General features: G+C 35.0%; 19 protein-coding genes. 8 read left to right on the top strand and 11 right to left on the bottom strand.

Going from position 1 to position 17,545, the window contains the following annotated elements:
- Together HCO57_RS15850 and HCO57_RS15845 are read right to left on the bottom strand one after the other, a co-directional pair.
- Nucleotides 1-861: an SPFH domain-containing protein gene (locus HCO57_RS15850; RefSeq protein WP_136952140.1), complete on the bottom strand. Its 861-nt coding sequence runs from the start codon at nt 859-861 to the stop codon at nt 1-3.
- 57 nt (nt 862-918) lie between these two features.
- Nucleotides 919-3,144, bottom strand: coding sequence for a transglycosylase domain-containing protein (locus HCO57_RS15845; RefSeq protein WP_167989837.1), 2,226 nt, complete (start codon nt 3,142-3,144; stop codon nt 919-921).
- A 105-nt stretch (nt 3,145-3,249) separates the two neighbouring features.
- On the opposite strand from HCO57_RS15845, the gene HCO57_RS15840 reads away from it, so the two are divergent.
- On the top strand, nt 3,250-4,026 hold the full coding sequence (locus tag HCO57_RS15840) for a S1/P1 nuclease (RefSeq protein ID WP_167989836.1): 777 nt from the start codon (nt 3,250-3,252) through the stop codon (nt 4,024-4,026).
- 1 nt (nt 4,027) lies between these two features.
- On the opposite strand, the gene HCO57_RS15835 is transcribed toward HCO57_RS15840, so the two are convergent.
- The 3 genes from HCO57_RS15835 to HCO57_RS15825 are packed head-to-tail and all read right to left on the bottom strand — an operon-like array spanning nt 4,028 to nt 5,826.
- Nucleotides 4,028-4,306 carry a TIGR03643 family protein gene (locus tag HCO57_RS15835; RefSeq protein WP_167989835.1) on the bottom strand — a complete coding sequence of 93 codons (279 nt, stop codon included), beginning with the start codon at nt 4,304-4,306 and terminating at the stop codon, nt 4,028-4,030.
- 43 nt (nt 4,307-4,349) lie between these two features.
- Nucleotides 4,350-4,943: an alpha-ketoglutarate-dependent dioxygenase AlkB family protein gene (locus HCO57_RS15830; RefSeq protein WP_167989834.1), complete on the bottom strand. Its 594-nt coding sequence runs from the start codon at nt 4,941-4,943 to the stop codon at nt 4,350-4,352.
- A 4-nt stretch (nt 4,944-4,947) separates the two neighbouring features.
- Entirely contained in the window at nt 4,948-5,826 is an 879-nt protein-coding gene (locus tag HCO57_RS15825; protein WP_167989833.1) for an AraC family transcriptional regulator, read from the bottom strand.
- Nucleotides 5,827-6,025: 199 nt separating this feature from the next.
- Between HCO57_RS15825 and HCO57_RS15820 the strand changes: the two genes are divergently transcribed.
- A complete protein-coding gene (locus tag HCO57_RS15820; protein WP_136952185.1) occupies nt 6,026-6,397 on the top strand; it encodes a hypothetical protein in 372 nt (123 codons plus the stop codon).
- An 81-nt stretch (nt 6,398-6,478) separates the two neighbouring features.
- On the opposite strand, the gene HCO57_RS15815 is transcribed toward HCO57_RS15820, so the two are convergent.
- The 4 genes from HCO57_RS15815 to HCO57_RS15800 form a co-directional block, all read right to left on the bottom strand.
- Nucleotides 6,479-7,114, bottom strand: coding sequence for an MOSC domain-containing protein (locus tag HCO57_RS15815; protein ID WP_167989832.1), 636 nt, complete (start codon nt 7,112-7,114; stop codon nt 6,479-6,481).
- Between the two features lie 4 nt (nt 7,115-7,118).
- Entirely contained in the window at nt 7,119-7,466 is a 348-nt protein-coding gene (locus HCO57_RS15810; RefSeq protein ID WP_167989831.1) for a DoxX family protein, read from the bottom strand.
- A gap of 11 nt (nt 7,467-7,477) precedes the next feature.
- Nucleotides 7,478-7,690, bottom strand: coding sequence for a hypothetical protein (locus tag HCO57_RS15805; protein ID WP_167989830.1), 213 nt, complete (start codon nt 7,688-7,690; stop codon nt 7,478-7,480).
- Between the two features lie 76 nt (nt 7,691-7,766).
- Complete coding sequence (locus HCO57_RS15800; RefSeq protein ID WP_167989829.1) at nt 7,767-7,955, bottom strand: hypothetical protein; 189 nt, start codon at nt 7,953-7,955, stop codon at nt 7,767-7,769.
- 231 nt (nt 7,956-8,186) lie between these two features.
- On the opposite strand from HCO57_RS15800, the gene HCO57_RS15795 reads away from it, so the two are divergent.
- Nucleotides 8,187-9,242, top strand: coding sequence for a sugar-transfer associated ATP-grasp domain-containing protein (locus HCO57_RS15795; RefSeq protein WP_167989828.1), 1,056 nt, complete (start codon nt 8,187-8,189; stop codon nt 9,240-9,242).
- Between the two features lie 80 nt (nt 9,243-9,322).
- Here HCO57_RS15795 and htpG read toward each other — a convergent pair whose 3' ends face one another.
- On the bottom strand, nt 9,323-11,212 hold the full coding sequence (htpG, locus tag HCO57_RS15790; RefSeq protein WP_167989827.1) for a molecular chaperone HtpG: 1,890 nt from the start codon (nt 11,210-11,212) through the stop codon (nt 9,323-9,325).
- 361 nt (nt 11,213-11,573) lie between these two features.
- On the opposite strand from htpG, the gene HCO57_RS15785 reads away from it, so the two are divergent.
- The 4 genes from HCO57_RS15785 (at nt 11,574) to HCO57_RS15770 (ending at nt 15,394) form a co-directional block, all read left to right on the top strand.
- On the top strand, nt 11,574-12,236 hold the full coding sequence (locus tag HCO57_RS15785) for a TetR family transcriptional regulator C-terminal domain-containing protein (RefSeq protein WP_167989826.1): 663 nt from the start codon (nt 11,574-11,576) through the stop codon (nt 12,234-12,236).
- A 9-nt stretch (nt 12,237-12,245) separates the two neighbouring features.
- The gene (locus HCO57_RS15780; protein WP_167989825.1) at nt 12,246-13,553 is read left to right on the top strand and encodes an ABC1 kinase family protein; all 1,308 of its coding nucleotides are present in this window, start codon (nt 12,246-12,248) and stop codon (nt 13,551-13,553) included.
- Nucleotides 13,554-13,672: 119 nt separating this feature from the next.
- Nucleotides 13,673-14,683 carry a 3-oxoacyl-ACP synthase III family protein gene (locus HCO57_RS15775; protein WP_167989824.1) on the top strand — a complete coding sequence of 337 codons (1,011 nt, stop codon included), beginning with the start codon at nt 13,673-13,675 and terminating at the stop codon, nt 14,681-14,683.
- 351 nt (nt 14,684-15,034) lie between these two features.
- A complete protein-coding gene (locus HCO57_RS15770; protein ID WP_136951967.1) occupies nt 15,035-15,394 on the top strand; it encodes a CoA-binding protein in 360 nt (119 codons plus the stop codon).
- Here HCO57_RS15770 and HCO57_RS15765 read toward each other — a convergent pair.
- Nucleotides 15,391-16,851 (bottom strand): sodium:solute symporter, encoded by a 1,461-nt coding sequence (locus HCO57_RS15765; RefSeq protein WP_136951968.1) that lies wholly within the window; start codon nt 16,849-16,851, stop codon nt 15,391-15,393. The two genes, HCO57_RS15770 and HCO57_RS15765, sit on opposite strands and share 4 nt — an antisense overlap.
- Before the next feature lie 64 nt (nt 16,852-16,915).
- Here HCO57_RS15765 and recR point away from each other — a divergent pair, with 64 nt between their 5' ends.
- Nucleotides 16,916-17,536 carry a recombination mediator RecR gene (gene recR, locus HCO57_RS15760; RefSeq protein ID WP_167989823.1) on the top strand — a complete coding sequence of 207 codons (621 nt, stop codon included), beginning with the start codon at nt 16,916-16,918 and terminating at the stop codon, nt 17,534-17,536.
- Nucleotides 17,537-17,545 lie beyond the last annotated feature (9 nt).

Raw genomic sequence — 17,545 nt, 5'->3', positions numbered from 1 at the left:
TTAATGATTTAAAGTTCCTGTATTCACTACTGGAGACGCATCTTTATCTGAGCAAAGTACCACCATAAGATTACTTACCATGGCAGCTTTACGTTCTTCATCTAAGGCTACAATATCTTTTTTATTAAGTTCTTCTAAAGCCATTTCTACCATGCTAACTGCGCCCTCTACAATTTTGTGTCTTGCGGCTACAATGGCAGTGGCCTGCTGTCTTTTAAGCATTGCATTGGCAATTTCTTGTGCGTAGGCAAGATAACCAATCCTTGCTTCTAATACTTGAATCCCTGCCATTTGTAGGCGGTCTTGAATTTCTTTTTCCAAAGCCTCACTCACCTCGTTAACGCTAGAGCGCAACGTAATATCTTCTTCTATACCTTCGTCTGCAAAATTATCGTAGGGATACATACTAGCTAGTTTGCGTACAGCTGCATCAGTTTGTACGCGTACAAAATTTTTATAATCATCAACATCAAAAGCGGCTTTATAAGTATCTGTAACCCGCCATACAAGTATCGTACTAATCATTACTGGGTTCCCAAGTTTATCGTTCACTTTTAACCTTTCACTATCAAAATTACTTGCCCTTAAGGATATCTTTTTCTTAGAAAATAATGGGTTTACCCAGTACAGGCCATTTTGTTTTATAGTCCCAACATATTTTCCAAATAGAAGAAGCACTCTAGAACTGTTAGGATTCACTAAAACCAAACCCATGGCAAGTAAGAGTCCTGTAAAAACAGCTAGTATAAAAAGTAGGCTACCGTTATTAAATAACATAAATACGCCACCAAATAATAATAGTAAGGCAAGAAAAAGCATGAGGTAGCCATTGATTGGCTTTAAAGTAATTTCGTTTGTCATAGTGGTTATTTTATAAAAATGATATTAAAATGATATCATAAATATATTGAAATTATCTTAGCCACGAAATTTCTTCTTCTTTTTCTTCTTTGGATTGGTGAACAATCGTTTTAAGAATCCGTCTTTTTTTATAGGGTCACAGGCAAGTTTTGCTTGCTGTTCTGGCGTCAATGGACTAAAAATGGCTTTTGTAATACTGTCAAACTGAGCTTCGGCATTCATTTTTTGGTAGAGCTTGGCAAAAACGGGCAGTGCTGCGTTTGCTCCTTGACCAATGGCGGTATTGCTGAAACCAATCTCATGATTGTCTAAGCCCACCCAAGTAATGTTTACATATTTGGGGGTAATTGCTGCGAACCACGCATCTTTATTATTTTGTGTGGTACCCGTTTTGCCAGCAATAGCATTTTTTAGTCCATAAGAACTTCTTAGGCGAGATGCCGTACCATTATTGACAACGGATTGCATCATGTGTAGCATTATTTTCCGGTTATCCTCACTATAGGCACTTGTTACTGGTTTTTCTTGTTGATGCTTGTAAAGAACCGAATCTTGGTAAGACCTAATTTGTTGAATTATATAAGGACGTATTGGTCTACCATGATTAATAAAGGAGCTATAAACGCTAGCCATTTCTGTCATTGGTATCTCACCTGTGCCTAGAGCAATAGAAGGTTCTTTAGGTAAATCTGTTTGTATACCCATCTCAGTAGCTTGAGCGAGCACTCTTTCTAAGCCTGTTTTTTCTAAAACCTTTACTGTTACTGTATTTACAGACTGGGATAGTGCTTCTTCTAATGAATAATTTAAATATGCTTCGTCCTTATTACCCGAATTACTAGGAGACCAACCTTTTAAATTTTGATATTCCACTTCTCTAGCCGAAAAATAATCGCAAGGTGCTACTCCATTTTCTAAGGCAGTTAAATAAACAATCGGTTTAAAGGTAGACCCCACTTGGCGTTTACTTTGATTAACATGGTCATACTTAAAATAGCTAAAATTAACTCCGCCAATCCATGTATTGACAGCTCCACTTTTTGGATGTATGCCAATACTACCAACATTTAAAAACTTCATAAAATGTTGTAAACTGTCCAAGCTATTAGCCATCACCTCTTCTTCGCCATTGTACGTAGGGAAGGTCATTTTTCGCTTAATTGATAAGCTATCCTGAATTTGTTTTTCTGATAAACCCACTTGTTGCCAGTGTTTGTATTTAGAAAGCTTTTTAGCAGCTTTCATGATTGATTTTTTAGATAACCAAGGAGCTCTTTTACCATAGCCATCTTCAAACTGCTTTTGTAGCTTTTTCATATGTTCCGTCATGGCTTCTTCTGCTAATTGCTGCATGCCATAATGGAGCGTAGTTTGTATTTTTAATCCAGAAGTATAAATGTTTACATCTTTATCATTTGCCCAAGCTAACAACTCTTTACGTACCGCTTCTCTAAAATAAGGGGCTATACCATTATTGTGGTCATAGTCTCGGTAGTTTAGTACTAATGGGAGTTGTTGCAAACTATCTTTTTCTTCTTCAGCTATAAAACTATTACGTTGCATATTGTAGAGCACCAAATTTCTGCGCTCTAAACTTCGTTCTGGGAATAATCTAGGATTATAACCATAAGTAGCCTTAAGCATCCCAACTAGAACCGCCGATTCCTCTATCAAAAGAGAATCTGTAGGCTTATCAAAAAATTTGCGTGCAGCGGCTTCAATACCATAAGTGTTATCTCCAAAAGAAACAGTGTTTAGATAGAGTTCTAAGACTTTATTCTTATCATAATTTGTTTCTAATCTCTTGGCTATGAGCATTTCTTTTACCTTATTTACAGCTATATTTTTAGAGGTACGCTCACTACGTGGATATAGATTTTTTGCCAGTTGTTGCGTTAACGTACTACCGCCACCCGCACTTTTATCACCTAAAAGAATGCTTTTAAACGCTACACGAAACATACTTTTTAAGTCAATACCATTATGGTCATAAAATCGTTCGTCTTCAATGGATATCAATGCTTGGAGTAGATTTTGTGGCATTCGTTTTAAAGGAATCGGTTGTCTGTCATTTAAATAAAACTTACCTATAAGAAAACCATCCGCCGAATAAACTTCAGAAGCTTGCTGGTGTTCTATGGTCGCCAACTCTTGTTTAGTGGGTAGTTTGCCAAATACGCCTATATATACAGCAAAAACAAAAAGCAGTGGTAATAAAAGCGCTGTGGCTAAGACGATTGCTGCTATTTTTAATAGTTTTTTCTTTTTGGCAGATGTTTTCATAGGTCTATTTTGAAAAGGTACAAGATGATAATAAAAGGTTAAAAGCCCCTTAGATTTAACACTAGGTTAAAAAGGCAATGGTATATTCGCCAGAAATTTTTTTGAATGCGCGCTTTATTCCTATTTCTTTTAGCTTTTACCATTACCACAACCAATGCAAACACCCTTTGGGGTAAAAAAGGGCATCGTGTTACAGGGCATGTGGCCGAACATTATTTAAGTAAAAAAGCTAAAAAGCAAATTGATAAATTGTTAGCAGGGCATAGTCTGGCTTTTGTGTCTACCTATGCAGATGAGATTAAAAGTGATAGAAGTTACTCTAAGTACGGACCTTGGCACTATGTGAATTATCCTTTGGATGTACATTATCATGATGCTGAAAAAAGTGATTTAGGCGATGTGTATACGGCTATAGAAAAATGCAAACGTGTACTCTTAGATAATAATACCACCGAAGCAGATAAAGTATTTCATTTGAAATTTTTGGTGCACCTAGTAGGAGATATGCACCAACCAATGCATGCGGGTAGGGCTGCAGATAAAGGTGGTAATGATATACAAGTACGATGGTTTAACGAGGGCAGTAACCTACACAAAGTCTGGGACACTAATTTAATTGAATCTTACGGGATGAGTTTTCATGAATTGGGAGACGAACTCATACGTACAACGAGTAAAGCTCAAAAGAAAGCCATAGAGTCCGGTGCTGTATTGGATTGGATGGAAGAAAGCCATTCCCTAGCTGCAGAAATATATGGTTCTGTTAATTCCGGAGAAAAACTAAAGTATAGCTATAGCTACCAATACAACCCAGTAATGTTTGACCGCCTTAAGAAAGGCGGTATACGCTTGGCTAAAATTTTAAATGATTTGTTTAAGTAAGTTAACGCTTGCTTACCTTATTACCACTAATATGGCGTTGTCTAGAACATTTAAAACGACCAGTTTGATTGTCTCTTAGTTTTAGGTGTTTTGTTTTTCTGCCTTGTACACGCTTACGCCACATTCTAAAGCTACTAGGCTTCATGTGCTTGCGCATAAGTTCTATAGTTTCTTGTTCAGAAATATTAAATTGAAAGGTAATGGCCTCAAACGGGGTTCTGTCTTCCCATGCCATTTCTATAATGCGGTCTAATTCCCGCTCCGTAAATTCTTTTTTCATAGCATTACAAAGATAAAGTATCACCCTTAAAAATACTATTTTACTATACGATGCGTCTAAAGGTGAGGTTAATCCGTGGTGCAATAGGCTTTTTAGTTTTGGGTATCTGGTGCAACCAGTGGTGTTGCGTTTCGCCTTGCATCAATAATAAACTACCGTGTTCTAAAAGTAGACTTCTTTTGAGTGATTTCTCTGTACGATGTTTTAAATGAAACATACGTTCTTGACCCAAACTTACAGAGGCTATAACAGGATTAATCCCTAATTCTTTCTCGTTATCTGCATGCCAGCCGTTGCTATCGCTGCCATCACGATATAGATTTAAAAGACAAGTGGTAAACTGATGGTCGGTAATATGGGTAAGCTTTTGTAATAGCTCCATTAAACTATCCGTATAAGGATGAGGTTCCATTATAATAGAGGAGTAGCTATAACTTTTACCGTTATTTCCATATAGCGCAGTTAGTCTAGGTTGGTCATAGGTTTTACCAAATACTTTAATCTGGTCTTGTTGCCATGGCGTTTGTTCTAATAATACTTTATAGTAGTGGTCTGCCGTTTCTTTATCTAAAAAATTAGGAAAATAAAGAATCTCTGCCTGTGGTAAATCTAAATCTATACGTTGCAGTCCAAACATTACACTAATGTAAAACCGATTTTAATTGATTGCGATATTCAGACGGGTTTTGACCTGTGAATGCTTTAAAAGATTTATTAAAATGAGAAAAATTATTAAACCCACTTTCATAACACACCTCTGTGATACTCATAGGTTGCTCTGCTAATAATTTAGACGCGTGTACCAACCTATATTCATTTACAAATTGTGTAAAGGTTTTATTGGTGATTTTTTTAAAGTATCTGCAAAAAGAAGGGACTGTCATACTTACCATGTCAGCAATCTGTTCTAGTTTAATTTCTTCTTTAAAATTGGTCTTTACATGGTTAAATACAATATTTATACGGTCATTGTCCTTAACTTCACTCTGCATGGTAAAACCATCTGCATTTAGAACTTTATATTCATCTGTAGAACCAAGTTCATTTAAAATATTAAGAATGGATAGCAAACGTTGAAAATCAGTTTGGTATTCTAATATTTCTATTTTTTCGCCAATCTTAGTTTTCGTTTTGCCATAGAAAGCAATACCACTTTTACAGATTTCAAACAAATTTTTAATTTTCTTCATTTCTGGAATCTCAAAGAAATCATTACCAAGAAAATCTTTTTTCATCTGTATTACAGATTCACTTTTGTTGCCTGTAAGTTTATCGGTAAAGCCACAATGGGGTAAGTTGCTACCTATTAATATAAGGTCGCCGTCTCTAAAGTAAGAAACGTGGCTGCCTATTTGGCGCTTACCAGAACCACCATTAATGTATACTAACTCTAATTCTGGATGGTAGTGCCAAGCCGTAAAATTATTTAGATTATACTCATCATATTTATGGTATGTAAAAGAATAACCAAAGTTGGGCTCAATGGCTTCAAATGCGGGTTTGTGTTTTAATACTTCCATAGGACTCATATTTGGGGGAATACCCATGTTTCTGTGCAAATTTACCAAAAAACTGTGTAAAATTACCGTTTACAATAAATTAACATTGGGTATAGGGTAATATAGCATAGATATTGGCAAAAATTGGTGTAGAATGGCATAGTACAACGGGCGTATGTTTGCAGTGTAAGTTTTTACTAACATATTAAACGATTGAGTTATGAAAGCAATCTTAAGAAACTTAACAGTAGTAGCAATCATGTTTGCAACAGTTGCAAGCTTTGCAAAAGGACCAGAAACAACTTTCGGTGGTAAAGTTAATGAGGTAGAAAAGAACTTAATGGCTGTAAAGCTAGACCCAATATTTAAAAAGAAAGGAAACAAGTTGTTTATGAACTTGTTGAATTTAGACCAGCAAGACGTTACTATAAAGGTATACGATTCTGAAGGTAGAGTGGTATTTAAAGAAATATTAGAAGGCGAATTGGTAATAGAAAAGGCATTCAACTTTGAAAATGCTTTTGAGAACGATTACACTGTAGTAGTTGTAGACAACCAAAAATCTTTTAAAGAAACTGTAGTAGTAAAATAAGCTACAGTTCTAACACGAAGCAGTTTAGTTTTTAGTTAATTTATTCAGTTTGTGGGAACCCCGGCTTTTAGCCGGGGTTTTTTAGTTGAGCAACTGGCTATATTTTTCTTGTTTCTCTGGTTTAACAGCATCACAAACAAGTGCTTTTTTAATTACAGACGGTTCGGTGGTTTGGTTGGTAGCTAGCTCATAATATTCCTGAACAGTAAATTTGGCTGGGTGTTCTTGTTGTAAAACAAATTCGTCCCCTACCTTTACAGTTCCTTCTTGCAATACCTTAATGTAGGTGCCTGGACTGGGATATTCTAAAAATTCTTTAATCACAGCGGCATTATTAAACCTAATCCCTAATTTAAAACAAGGTTGTCTAGGTTCAGATATTTGGACCAGAGCACTACCAACTTTATAAATATTACCAATATAAAGTTGCGTTTCATCAAAACTAGCTACGGTAAGGTTTTCTCCAAACATACCATAGTCCCAATCTAGATTTGGATATTTTTCTTTCCAGTAGGGATAATGATGTGCGGAAAATAAATAGCATGCTTTGTAAACTCCTCCATGATGTTTTCTGTCAATCACGTTGTCTGATTTTACATCTGTTTTACCTAGGAAAATAGGTTGATTTATTGGCTTTTTAAAGATGCCCGTTTGGACTTCTTTTTTGCGCCATATTACTGTGGTCCTTTCTCCAATGTTAGTACTTACTATTTTCATAGTTTTAAAGATAGCTATATGCCCAGTAGATTAGAACAAATTGCAAGGGAATCCGTAATAGTAAAATCCATTTTGGAATACCAGCCGCGGCTTTTTCACTACTCAACATGTAAAAATGAATGCTAAAGAATAGAATTAACATTAAAATTAAAGCGTAAATAGCCCAGTCTTTGGTGCTTGGAAAACACAGCCCTACTGCTACGGCTATTTCTGCTACACCACTCCAGAGTACCAGCGTTTTGTGTGCGGGTAAATAACACGGCATTACACGCATAAAAACTTTTGGTTTTATCAAGTGCATCACTCCTGCAAATCCATACAAAAAAGCCATTAAATAAAGGTGCCAGGGCATAAAAGTTAGTTTTAAGATTTAAAATACCAAAAGGGAATGGTTTCTTCAACAGTGACTACCAAAGAATCTTTTTCTTTTTTCTTTCGCACTAAATTGATAACATGATTACCTTCTTTTAAGTCTTTTATATTTAAATAGGTTATAAAGCCCAGTAAATCTCTTTCGTCTGTGGTGGCAATAAATTCTGCATCTCTCTTTACACCATCAATGGTAAAGTAATGCATTTTATTAAAAACTTTTAATTACTTTTTGCGTATACTAGAAAGTTTTTTGCTGTTGACCATCGAACTATCAGAATTATTATTGGTTAAACACACTAAGTTCATAGCCCATATAGTTGGCTATAGCGCCTTGTTCTCTCAAAGGTTCTATTGCATTAAAAAGCTCATAAAGGACAAAACCTGAAAGTAATAATTCTAGTTCCCAACTTTGCTGTTGTAGAGCATCTAAAAAACGTTTAAAACTTGGAGTACGGTAATCTTTATACAATTTGTGAGTTGGTTTAAAGCCCAAGATACTTAAATAATTAAAATACTATCTAAAAACTGTATTGAAGACTTAAATCTTTATTTTGTGTACTAAAAGTTGATTTTACCTATTGAAACAATATTCAATATTCTTTAAACTCAAGAAAAATTAAGTAATTGATAATACTGTAGCTTAGAATTGGCTGTATGGTCAATCAAGTATATATTTAACCTATTCAATAAAGTAGACCGAATGCCAAGCAAACCAAAAATAGCACCAAAGGAACTTTATAATTATGTAAAGACCTCTTATTACAATTTTAGCCATAATAAAATGGCAAATAAGGCGCTAAAAACTATTGAAAAGGAAAAAGGGAAAGCAAACCCTAAAGAACTAAAATTGGCAGAAGCTTATGCTAAAGATATATTGGGTTGGAAAGGGTATGCCCCTTGGTTAAAAGCATATACTGCTATGGCTGGAGAATTTAAAGAAGGGTGGTTGCCAGAAAATTATTTTGGAAACGTAGTTGTTCCAAAACTTCAAGGAGAGGTTGGTAAAACATCATTCTTAAAACCACTTTCTAAAAGACTGTTTGAAAGTGACGCTTTCTCTGATATAGGTTACTTAGTTAATGGTTCATTTTATGATAAGAATTATAAAATATGTTCCGCTTCAGAAATAAAAGAGAAATTATTCTCAAAATCTGGTAAGATTGTTTTTAAGTTGAATAATTCTTTCCAAGGTAGGGGAGTTTTTGTGCTAGAGCAAGCTACATTTAATACAAAACAGGTGGTTAAATTTGGTGCTGGGGTGTTTCAGAATTACATAGAACAGCATTCCTTTTTTAATCAAATTATGCCTAACTCTGTTGCGACCATTCGCTTATTAACGGTTCTGGATGATTTTGGAGAATCATCTTTAAGAGCTGCTTATTTGCGAGTTGGCAGAAATAAGGATTCTCATGTAAAATCTAGTTCTCAAATTGTAGTTCCTATAGCCTTAGATTCCGGAAATTTGAACGAACTGGGGCACTCCAAAATGTGGTTTACTATGAAAGAACATCCAGATACTAATTTTAAGTTTAAAGGGGAGCAGATACCAAGATTTAAAGAAATGGTAGAAACCGTATTAACAATGCAGAAGAAAATGTCTTTTGTTCGATGTATTGGTTGGGATGTAGTTTTAGATAAAGATGACAAAATACAAGTTATGGAATGGAACGGATTCCATACGGGTATTGGTTTTGCAGAATTTACTCAAGGACCATGTTTTAAAAATTTAGGATGGGAACACTTGTGGAAAGAATAAAAAAAACCGTCTGAAGTCTATTTAAAGACTTTAGACGGTTTTATATATAGATTCCTGACTTTGCAGGAAGTAGTGTAACACTACTTAATCATCTCGTAACTTCTAGAGATAAATTTGGTCAATTCTTCACCCTTTAATAGGCCCTTTGATAAACGTGCTAAATCTAAAGATTGATTTATTAATCGTTCTTTTTTCTTTGCCGTTTTAGTGTTTAGAATTTCACCAACTAATTCGTGGTTTGTATTCACAATAAGATTATACATATCTGGCATATTCCCCATTCCAAACATACCACCGCCACCAGTCTGTTGCATATCTTTCATTCTACGCATAAATTCTGGTTCTGTGATAATAAAAGGCTGGGCGGTGCTATCCATAGCTTCTAATTGTACAGTGTAGGTACTATTTTCTCCTAAAACACCTTCTAAATCAGCCTTTAATTTATCTTTTTCTTCATCAGATAACTTAGAAATAGTATTATCCTCTTTTTTAATAAGATTGTCTACATGGTCAGCATCTACACGAGCAAAACTTACATTTTCCTTAGAGGTTTCTAATTTCTGAATCAAGTGTGGTACAATAGGAGAGTCTAATAATAAAACCTCATAACCTTTTGCTTTGGCAGCTTCAATATAACTATGTTGGTTTTCTTGGTTAGAAGCATAAAGTAAAACTAGTTTACCATCTTTATCGGTTTGGCTTTCCTTAGTCTTTTCTTGTAGTTCTTCAAATGTGTAAAATTTTCCATCTACCGTAGGGTACAAAGCAAATTTTTCTGCGCGATCATAGAATTTGTCTTCAGAAAGCATTCCGTATTCTATGACCACTTTAATATCATTCCATTTTTGTTCAAAATCTTCTCTGTTGTCTTTGAACAAGGAGTTTAGCTTGTCTGCAACCTTTTTAGTGATATAAGAAGATATTTTCTTTACCGCACCATCTGCTTGTAAATAAGAACGGGATACGTTTAAGGGAATGTCTGGTGAATCTATTACCCCGCGTAACATGGTCAAGAACTCTGGTACTATACCTTCTACATTATCGGTAACAAAAACCTGGTTTTGGTAAAGCTGTATTTTGTCTTTCTGTATGTTTAAGTCGTTTGTAAGCTTTGGAAAATAAAGAATACCCGTAAGATTAAATGGGTAATCTACATTTAAGTGAATGTTAAATAGCGGCTCTTCAAACTGCATAGGATAAAGTTCCCGGTAGAAGTTTTTGTAATCTTCACTTTCAAGGTCCGTTGGTTTTTTAGTCCAAGCAGGGTTAGGGTTATTAATAATGTTGTCTACTTCTTGTGTAGGCGCTGGGTCATCTTCTTTAGCATCTTCTGGTTTAGGTAGAGTTTCTGTACGTGTACCAAATTTAATAGGTATTGGCATAAACTTGTTGTACTTAGTCAACAACTCCCTAATTTTAGCTTCTTCTAAAAACTCAGTAGAGTCCTCGGCTACATGCAACACTATTTCTGTTCCGCGCTCTGTTTTATTAGCTTCAGAAAGTTCAAATGTTGGAGAACCATCACAGACCCAACGTACCGCAGGTTCATCTTTAAAACTTTTGGTAATTATTTCTACTTTCTCTGCTACCATAAAAGCGGAGTAAAAACCAAGACCAAAATGGCCTATTATGCCCGTGTCTTTGCCAGAATCTTTGTATTTATCTAAAAATTCTTCTGCACCAGAGAATGCTACTTCGTTTATGTATTTTTTAACCTCATCCTCTGTCATACCAATACCCTGGTCAATAATGTGGATTTTTTTAGCTTCCTTATCCACTTTTACCTCTATCATTGGATTGCCGTAATCTACCTTTGCCTCACCAATTGCAGTAAGGTGTTTTAGCTTTAGGGTTGCATCTGTTGCATTAGAAACCAATTCTCTCAAAAAGATTTCATGGTCACTATACAAGAATTTTTTAATTAATGGAAAGATGTTTTCTACAGAAACATTGATTTTACCTGTTGCCATTCTTATCTGTATTTAGTTGTCTTTTGTTAGACTGTTATAAACTTTTTACTGTTGGCTTTTAGTCAAAAAAAATACCATTCTATAAAAACTGACAAACTGGCATTTGGGGTTAAAAATTAGAATATTAAGAAAGTTTAACACAAATTAATATGTTTAACATAATGCAAAATAAATTAAACATAATTATATTTGTACTGTTGTGGTGAAAAAAATGCTATGAAAAAGATACTCTACAACAAGAGTTGTTTATTTATTGGTTAGGTTGTTGAAAGTGCACTTTTGCTAGAAGGTGCACTTTCTTTTTTCTTGTTGTAACTTTAGGTTGAAATAAATAAAAAATTAATTAAACAATATTTTAGATATGGCTACAAAAAGTACTGCTTCCAAAATGACAGAAGATAAAATTTTGGGTTTTTATATGGATGAGGTTCTGGAACAAGAAGCCTATCCAAAATCAGTTTATAAGTTCTGTAAGAATCATAAGATTAAAGAAGAAGAGTTTTACGCATTCTTTGGTTCGTTTGAGGCCTTAAAGGAGCGTGTTTGGCATAAATTTTATGAGAATACTATTAATGTATTGCACAAGAATGACGAATACACCTCTTTTACAAATAAAGAAAAATTGTTAAGCTTTTATTACACATTTTTTGAGGTATTAACCCTTAATAGGAGTTATGTTCTTTATGTTTTAGGGGAGCACGTAACTATGCCAGATAGGGTAAAGGAATTGAAGTCGTTAAGACCCAAGGTTAAGGCATTTGCAAAAGATTTGGTAGAGGCGGGGAATGAAGGCAAAACCTTGAAGATTACAAAAAAGAACCCCCAAGTTTTTGCAGAAGGAGCATGGTTTCAATTTTTGTTTCTGCTTAGATTTTGGGTAAAGGATAGTTCTGCTGGATTTGAAAAAACAGATATGGCTATAGAAAAGTCTGTAACTACAGTTTTTGATGTTTTTGATAATACACCTCTAGATAGTCTGTTAGATTTTGGAAAATTCTTGTACAAGGAAACCGTAACTAAATAATGGAGTAAAATGAAAACATTGGATAAAATACCAACAGGTAAGTTGGAACGTGCAGGGAAATTGGTAAAGACCGGTGTTAAAATTGGTGGCAACTACGTTAAATACTATGGTGCTAAATTAATAGATGCAGAAAGAGCTAAAGAGCAACTAGATGAGAATAATGCAGAAGATATTTATGACGGATTAAAGGATTTAAAGGGTAGTGCATTAAAAGTGGCTCAAATGCTTAGCATGGAAAAAAATTTGCTACCCAATGCTTATGTAGAAAAATTTTCTTTGTCTCAATTTTCGGTACCGCCATTATCTGCCCCGTTAGTACGTAAAACTTTTAAAAAGTACTTAAATAAATATCCTGAAGAAGTTTTTGATTCGTTTGAAAAAGATAGTGTCAACGCCGCGAGTATAGGTCAAGTACATAGGGCTGAAAAAAATGGAAAAAAATTGGCAGTTAAGATTCAATATCCAGGAGTTGCAAATAGTATTAGCAGTGATTTGGCTTTAGTGAAACCTGTGGCAATACGGATGTTTAATCTGCAGGGCAAAGATTCTGATAAGTTTTTTAAAGAGGTAGAAGGTAAGTTGTTAGAAGAAACAGATTATGTTTTGGAGTTGCAACAAAGCCAAGAAATTACAACAGCTTGCAAGAGCATACCTAATATGCGTTTTCCATCGTATTATCCAGAGTTGTCTAGTGAACGTATTTTAACTATGGATTGGATGCAGGGGAAACATCTGAGTGAGTTTACCAAGACAAATTTCTCTCAAGAAGTTGGTGATAAGCTAGGTCAGGCACTTTGGGATTTTTATATGTTTCAAATTCATGGCTTAAAAAAAGTGCATGCAGACCCTCATCCAGGTAATTTTTTGGTTAATGATGCGCACGAATTAATTGCCATAGATTTTGGTTGTATTAAGTTAATACCAGATAGTTTTTATGTGCCTTATTTTGAACTGGCAGAAAAGGATAACATATCTAATCCAACAATTTTTTCAGATAAGTTGTATGAACTAGAGATATTAATGCCGACAGATACGGACCAGGAATTACAATTTTTTACAGAACTATTCAAAGAAATGCTTACGCTCTTCACTTCGCCTTTCCATGAGGATACCTTTGATTTCGGAGATGAAAAATTCTGGGGGCAAATTGCAAATTTAAGTGAGCGTTATTCCAAAGATCCGCAAATCCGTAAAATGAATGGGAACAGGGGTTCCAAGCATTTTTTATACATGAACAGAACTTTCTTTGGGTTGTACAATTTACTGCATGACCTTAAAGCTAAAGTAGAAGTAAATAATTTTAGGAAATACCTTTAAACTATATTATTTCTTTAGATAGTTGCTTTTAATTTAGCATTTCTTAATTTGCACCGCTAAATTTTTTAAAATCCAAAAAATAAAGGTGATGTTCGCCTCTAAAAACTAAAATTGTGGCTATGTACAATGCTAAGATAAAAGGGCTTGGGTTCTACGTCCCAGAAAATGTAGTAACTAATGATGATTTGTCCAAGGTAATGGACACTAGTGATGAGTGGATTCAGGAACGTACAGGAATACAAGAGCGTAGACATGTTGTAGAGGGTGGTGATACCACTACTTCTATGGGAGTAAAAGCTGCAAAAGTTGCTATTGAACGTGCTGGTTTGGATAAAGATGATATTGATTTTATCATTTTTGCCACACTTAGTCCAGATTATTATTTTCCTGGTCCAGGGGTGCTTGTGCAAAGAGACTTGGGTATTAAAACGGTTGGGGCATTAGATGTGCGTAACCAATGTTCTGGGTTTGTTTACGCACTTTCTGTAGCGGACCAATATATAAAAAGTGGTATGTATAAAAACATACTGGTTATCGGCTCAGAAGTACATAGCAAGGGGTTAGATATGACTACCCGTGGTAGAGGTGTTTCTGTGATTTTTGGAGACGGTGCTGGTGCTGCCGTGGTTAGTAGGGCAGAAGAAGGTAGTAAAAGTGGAATTTTATCTAGTCACTTGCACTCAGAAGGGCAACATGCAGAAGAATTATCTGTGATTGCGCCAGGTATGGGCAAAAGATGGGTGACAGATATCATTGCTGATAATGATACAGAAGACACTTCTTACTTTCCGTACATGAACGGACAATTTGTATTTAAAAATGCAGTAGTTAGGTTTAGCGAGGTAATTAAAGAAGGGTTAAAAGCAAATGATTTGCAACCCCAAGATATAGATATGCTAATTCCACATCAGGCAAATTTAAGGATTGCACAATTTGTGCAAAACAAATTTGGGTTAGCAGATGATCAGGTGTATAATAATATTATGAGTTATGGTAATACAACAGCTGCTTCTATTCCTATTGCATTAACAGAAGCCTGGGAGCAAGGAAAAATTAAAGAAGGAGATTTAGTAGTGTTAGCTGCTTTTGGTAGTGGATTTACCTGGGGTAGTGTAATCTTGCGATGGTAACAGAAAAATGCCCTAGCTACAAATTGCTAGGGCAAGACAGGCCTTTGGAAAAACTAACCAACCAAAAAACATTCCAAAGGCCGTTCCGTTTTTCTGCTAACATTATTAACTTATATAATAGACTGTAAAAAGGGGTTAGATGTTACAGTAAAACAAAAAAAAGAAATATCTGTAAAGAAGTAGCCCCGGGATTAACCGGGGCTTTTTACATTGATAAGCTATACTAAACACTAACCATTAACTATAAAAAATACAGTCTTACCAATGAGTTTGTAACTTGTATATTTTATAAGACGTAAGAATAAAGGATTCGTTACGACTAAAAATTACAATTAACAGTATTTTAATATTATGGAGACTACTTTAGTCTTTGGAGCCTCATTAAAACCTAATAGATATAGCAATATGGCTATTAAAAGGCTTCAAGAAAAAAATGTGCCGACAGTAGCTTATGGTCTGAAGGCTGGTTTGGTTCATTCTATACAAATTACGACCAATTTGGCGGAAATTCCAAAAATTGATGTGGTTACTTTGTACATAAATCCGAGCCGTCAGAAAGAATTTTACCAAGATATCATCAACCTAGAACCTAGAAAAGTAATATTCAATCCTGGTACGGAAAATCCAGAATTCTATGAGCTTCTTAAAGTTCATGGGATAGAGGTGCAGGTTGCTTGCACCTTGGTTTTGTTAGCTACAAATCAATATTAAGCAGGTTTTTTAATGGCATAAAGACCAATAAACGTTAAAAGGCCATTAAGTGGTAGCAATTCGTAACCCAGAACATAACCACCTAAATGCTTAGGGTCTATGGCGGCAATAGAGCTAATAATTATTACAGAAACTATGGCTACTACCCAAACCCACTTATCGTGTATTTGGTAGTTGGTAAATATTCCAAAGGCAAACAAACCAAGTAATGGCCCATACGTATATCCAGCTACGGTAAGTAAGCTGTCTATAACATTGCTGTTTAAGATGTATTTAAATGCAATGATAACAATGACTAGGGCTAAGCTCATATAAATGTGGGTTTGTTTTCTTACCTTCTTCTGCTTTGCTTCTGTTTTTTTGTCAATTTTTAAAAAATCTACACAAAACGAAGTGGTTAAAGAAGTTAGAGCGCTATCTGCGCTAGAATAAGCAGCGGCAATTAATCCTAGCATAAAAGTAATGCTGAGTACTAACCCTAAGCCAGAATTGAGTGCTATCTCTGGGAATAGCAAATCTGTCTTTGGATTGCCATCTAATAGCGGTAAGCTTATGTTGTTGTGGCCTGCATATATAAATAAAAGAGCGCCTAACAACATAAACATAAAAGTAACGCCTACTAGGACAATGCTAAAAGAAACCATGTTTTTCTGTGCATCTTTTAAGTTTTTGCAAGTAAGGTTTTTTTGCATCATATCTTGATCTAAACCTGTCATGCAAATGGTGATGAACATACCGCCAAGGAACGATTTTAAAAAATGATTCTTCGCTTTAAAATTGTCTGTAAATACAATTCTACTGTAATTTTTAAATTCTTCTGAAGATAGAAAATCACTGAACGTCCAGTTTAATTTGTCTAGAATAAGAAGTATTGATAACAACACTGCAATAATCATAAAAGAGGTTTGTAGTGTGTCTGTCCAAACTATTGTTTTTATTCCCCCTTTATTGGTGTAAATCCAAATGAGTAAAACAGAAAGAATTACTGTAATTTCAAAAGGTATGTGAAAGGCGTCAAAAACAAATTGCTGTAGTACTATAGCTACTAAGAACAGTCTAAAGGCTGCGCCCAGTACACGAGAAATAAAGAAGAAAAATGCACCTGTTTTATGGCTGGTGGGTCCAAATCGTTCTAAAAGATACTCATAAATGGAGGTTAGATTAAGTCTGTAATAAATAGGTAAAAGCACAAAAGCGACAACAAAGTAACCTACTAAATAGCCAAAAACTACCTGCATGTAACTAAATTGTGAGCTATCTACCCAGCCAGGTACAGATATAAAGGTGACTCCAGATAAAGAGGCGCCAACCATGCCAAAAGCAACCAAATACCAAGGAGATTGCCTACCAGCTTTAAAAAAATCAGCATTACTATCATTCTTACCTGTAAAATAAGATATGCTCATAAGAACAAGAAAGTACCCAGCTATTAGGATGAGGATTTGGATTGCACTCATAAAATTGGATTAAAATACAAAGAACAACAACTTTGAGCAGAAGATAAAATCGTAATTTTGCAATATGGAATTTTCGTCTAAATTGTTGGAGAATGCGGTGTACGAGATGTCTCAATTACCCGGTATTGGTAAGCGAACTGCCTTAAGATTGGTGTTGCATTTATTAAGGCAGCCAGAGCAGCAAACGTACCATTTAGCAAATGCTTTAGTTAAGTTAAAAGACGAAATTAATTTTTGTAATAATTGTAATAATATATCGGATACAGTACTATGTGAAATTTGCGCAAACCCAAAAAGGGAAGCTTCAATTATATGCGTAGTAGAGGATATTAGAGATGTTATGGCAATAGAGAATACGTCTCAATTTTTAGGGCATTACCATGTATTGGGCGGTAAAATTTCTCCTATGGAAGGGATTGGGCCGCAAGACTTATCCATTATTCCTTTAATTAACAAAGTTAAAGAAGGTAAGGTAGCCGAGCTCATTTTTGCATTAAGTGCATCAATGGAAGGAGATACCACCAATTTTTACATTTATAAGCAGTTAGAGGGTTTAACGGTTAAAACATCTACCATTGCTAGAGGGATTGCTGTTGGGGACGAATTAGAATATGCAGATGAAGTTACTCTAGGAAGAAGCATCTTAAATAGAATACCTTACGAAAATTCCTTAAAGACAAATTAATATGCATTA

Origin of the sequence: Croceivirga sp. JEA036 (assembly GCF_011882165.1) — a bacterium.
Taxonomy (GTDB): Bacteria; Bacteroidota; Bacteroidia; order Flavobacteriales; family Flavobacteriaceae; genus Croceivirga.
This window is presented reverse-complemented; position numbering and strand designations above follow the sequence as displayed.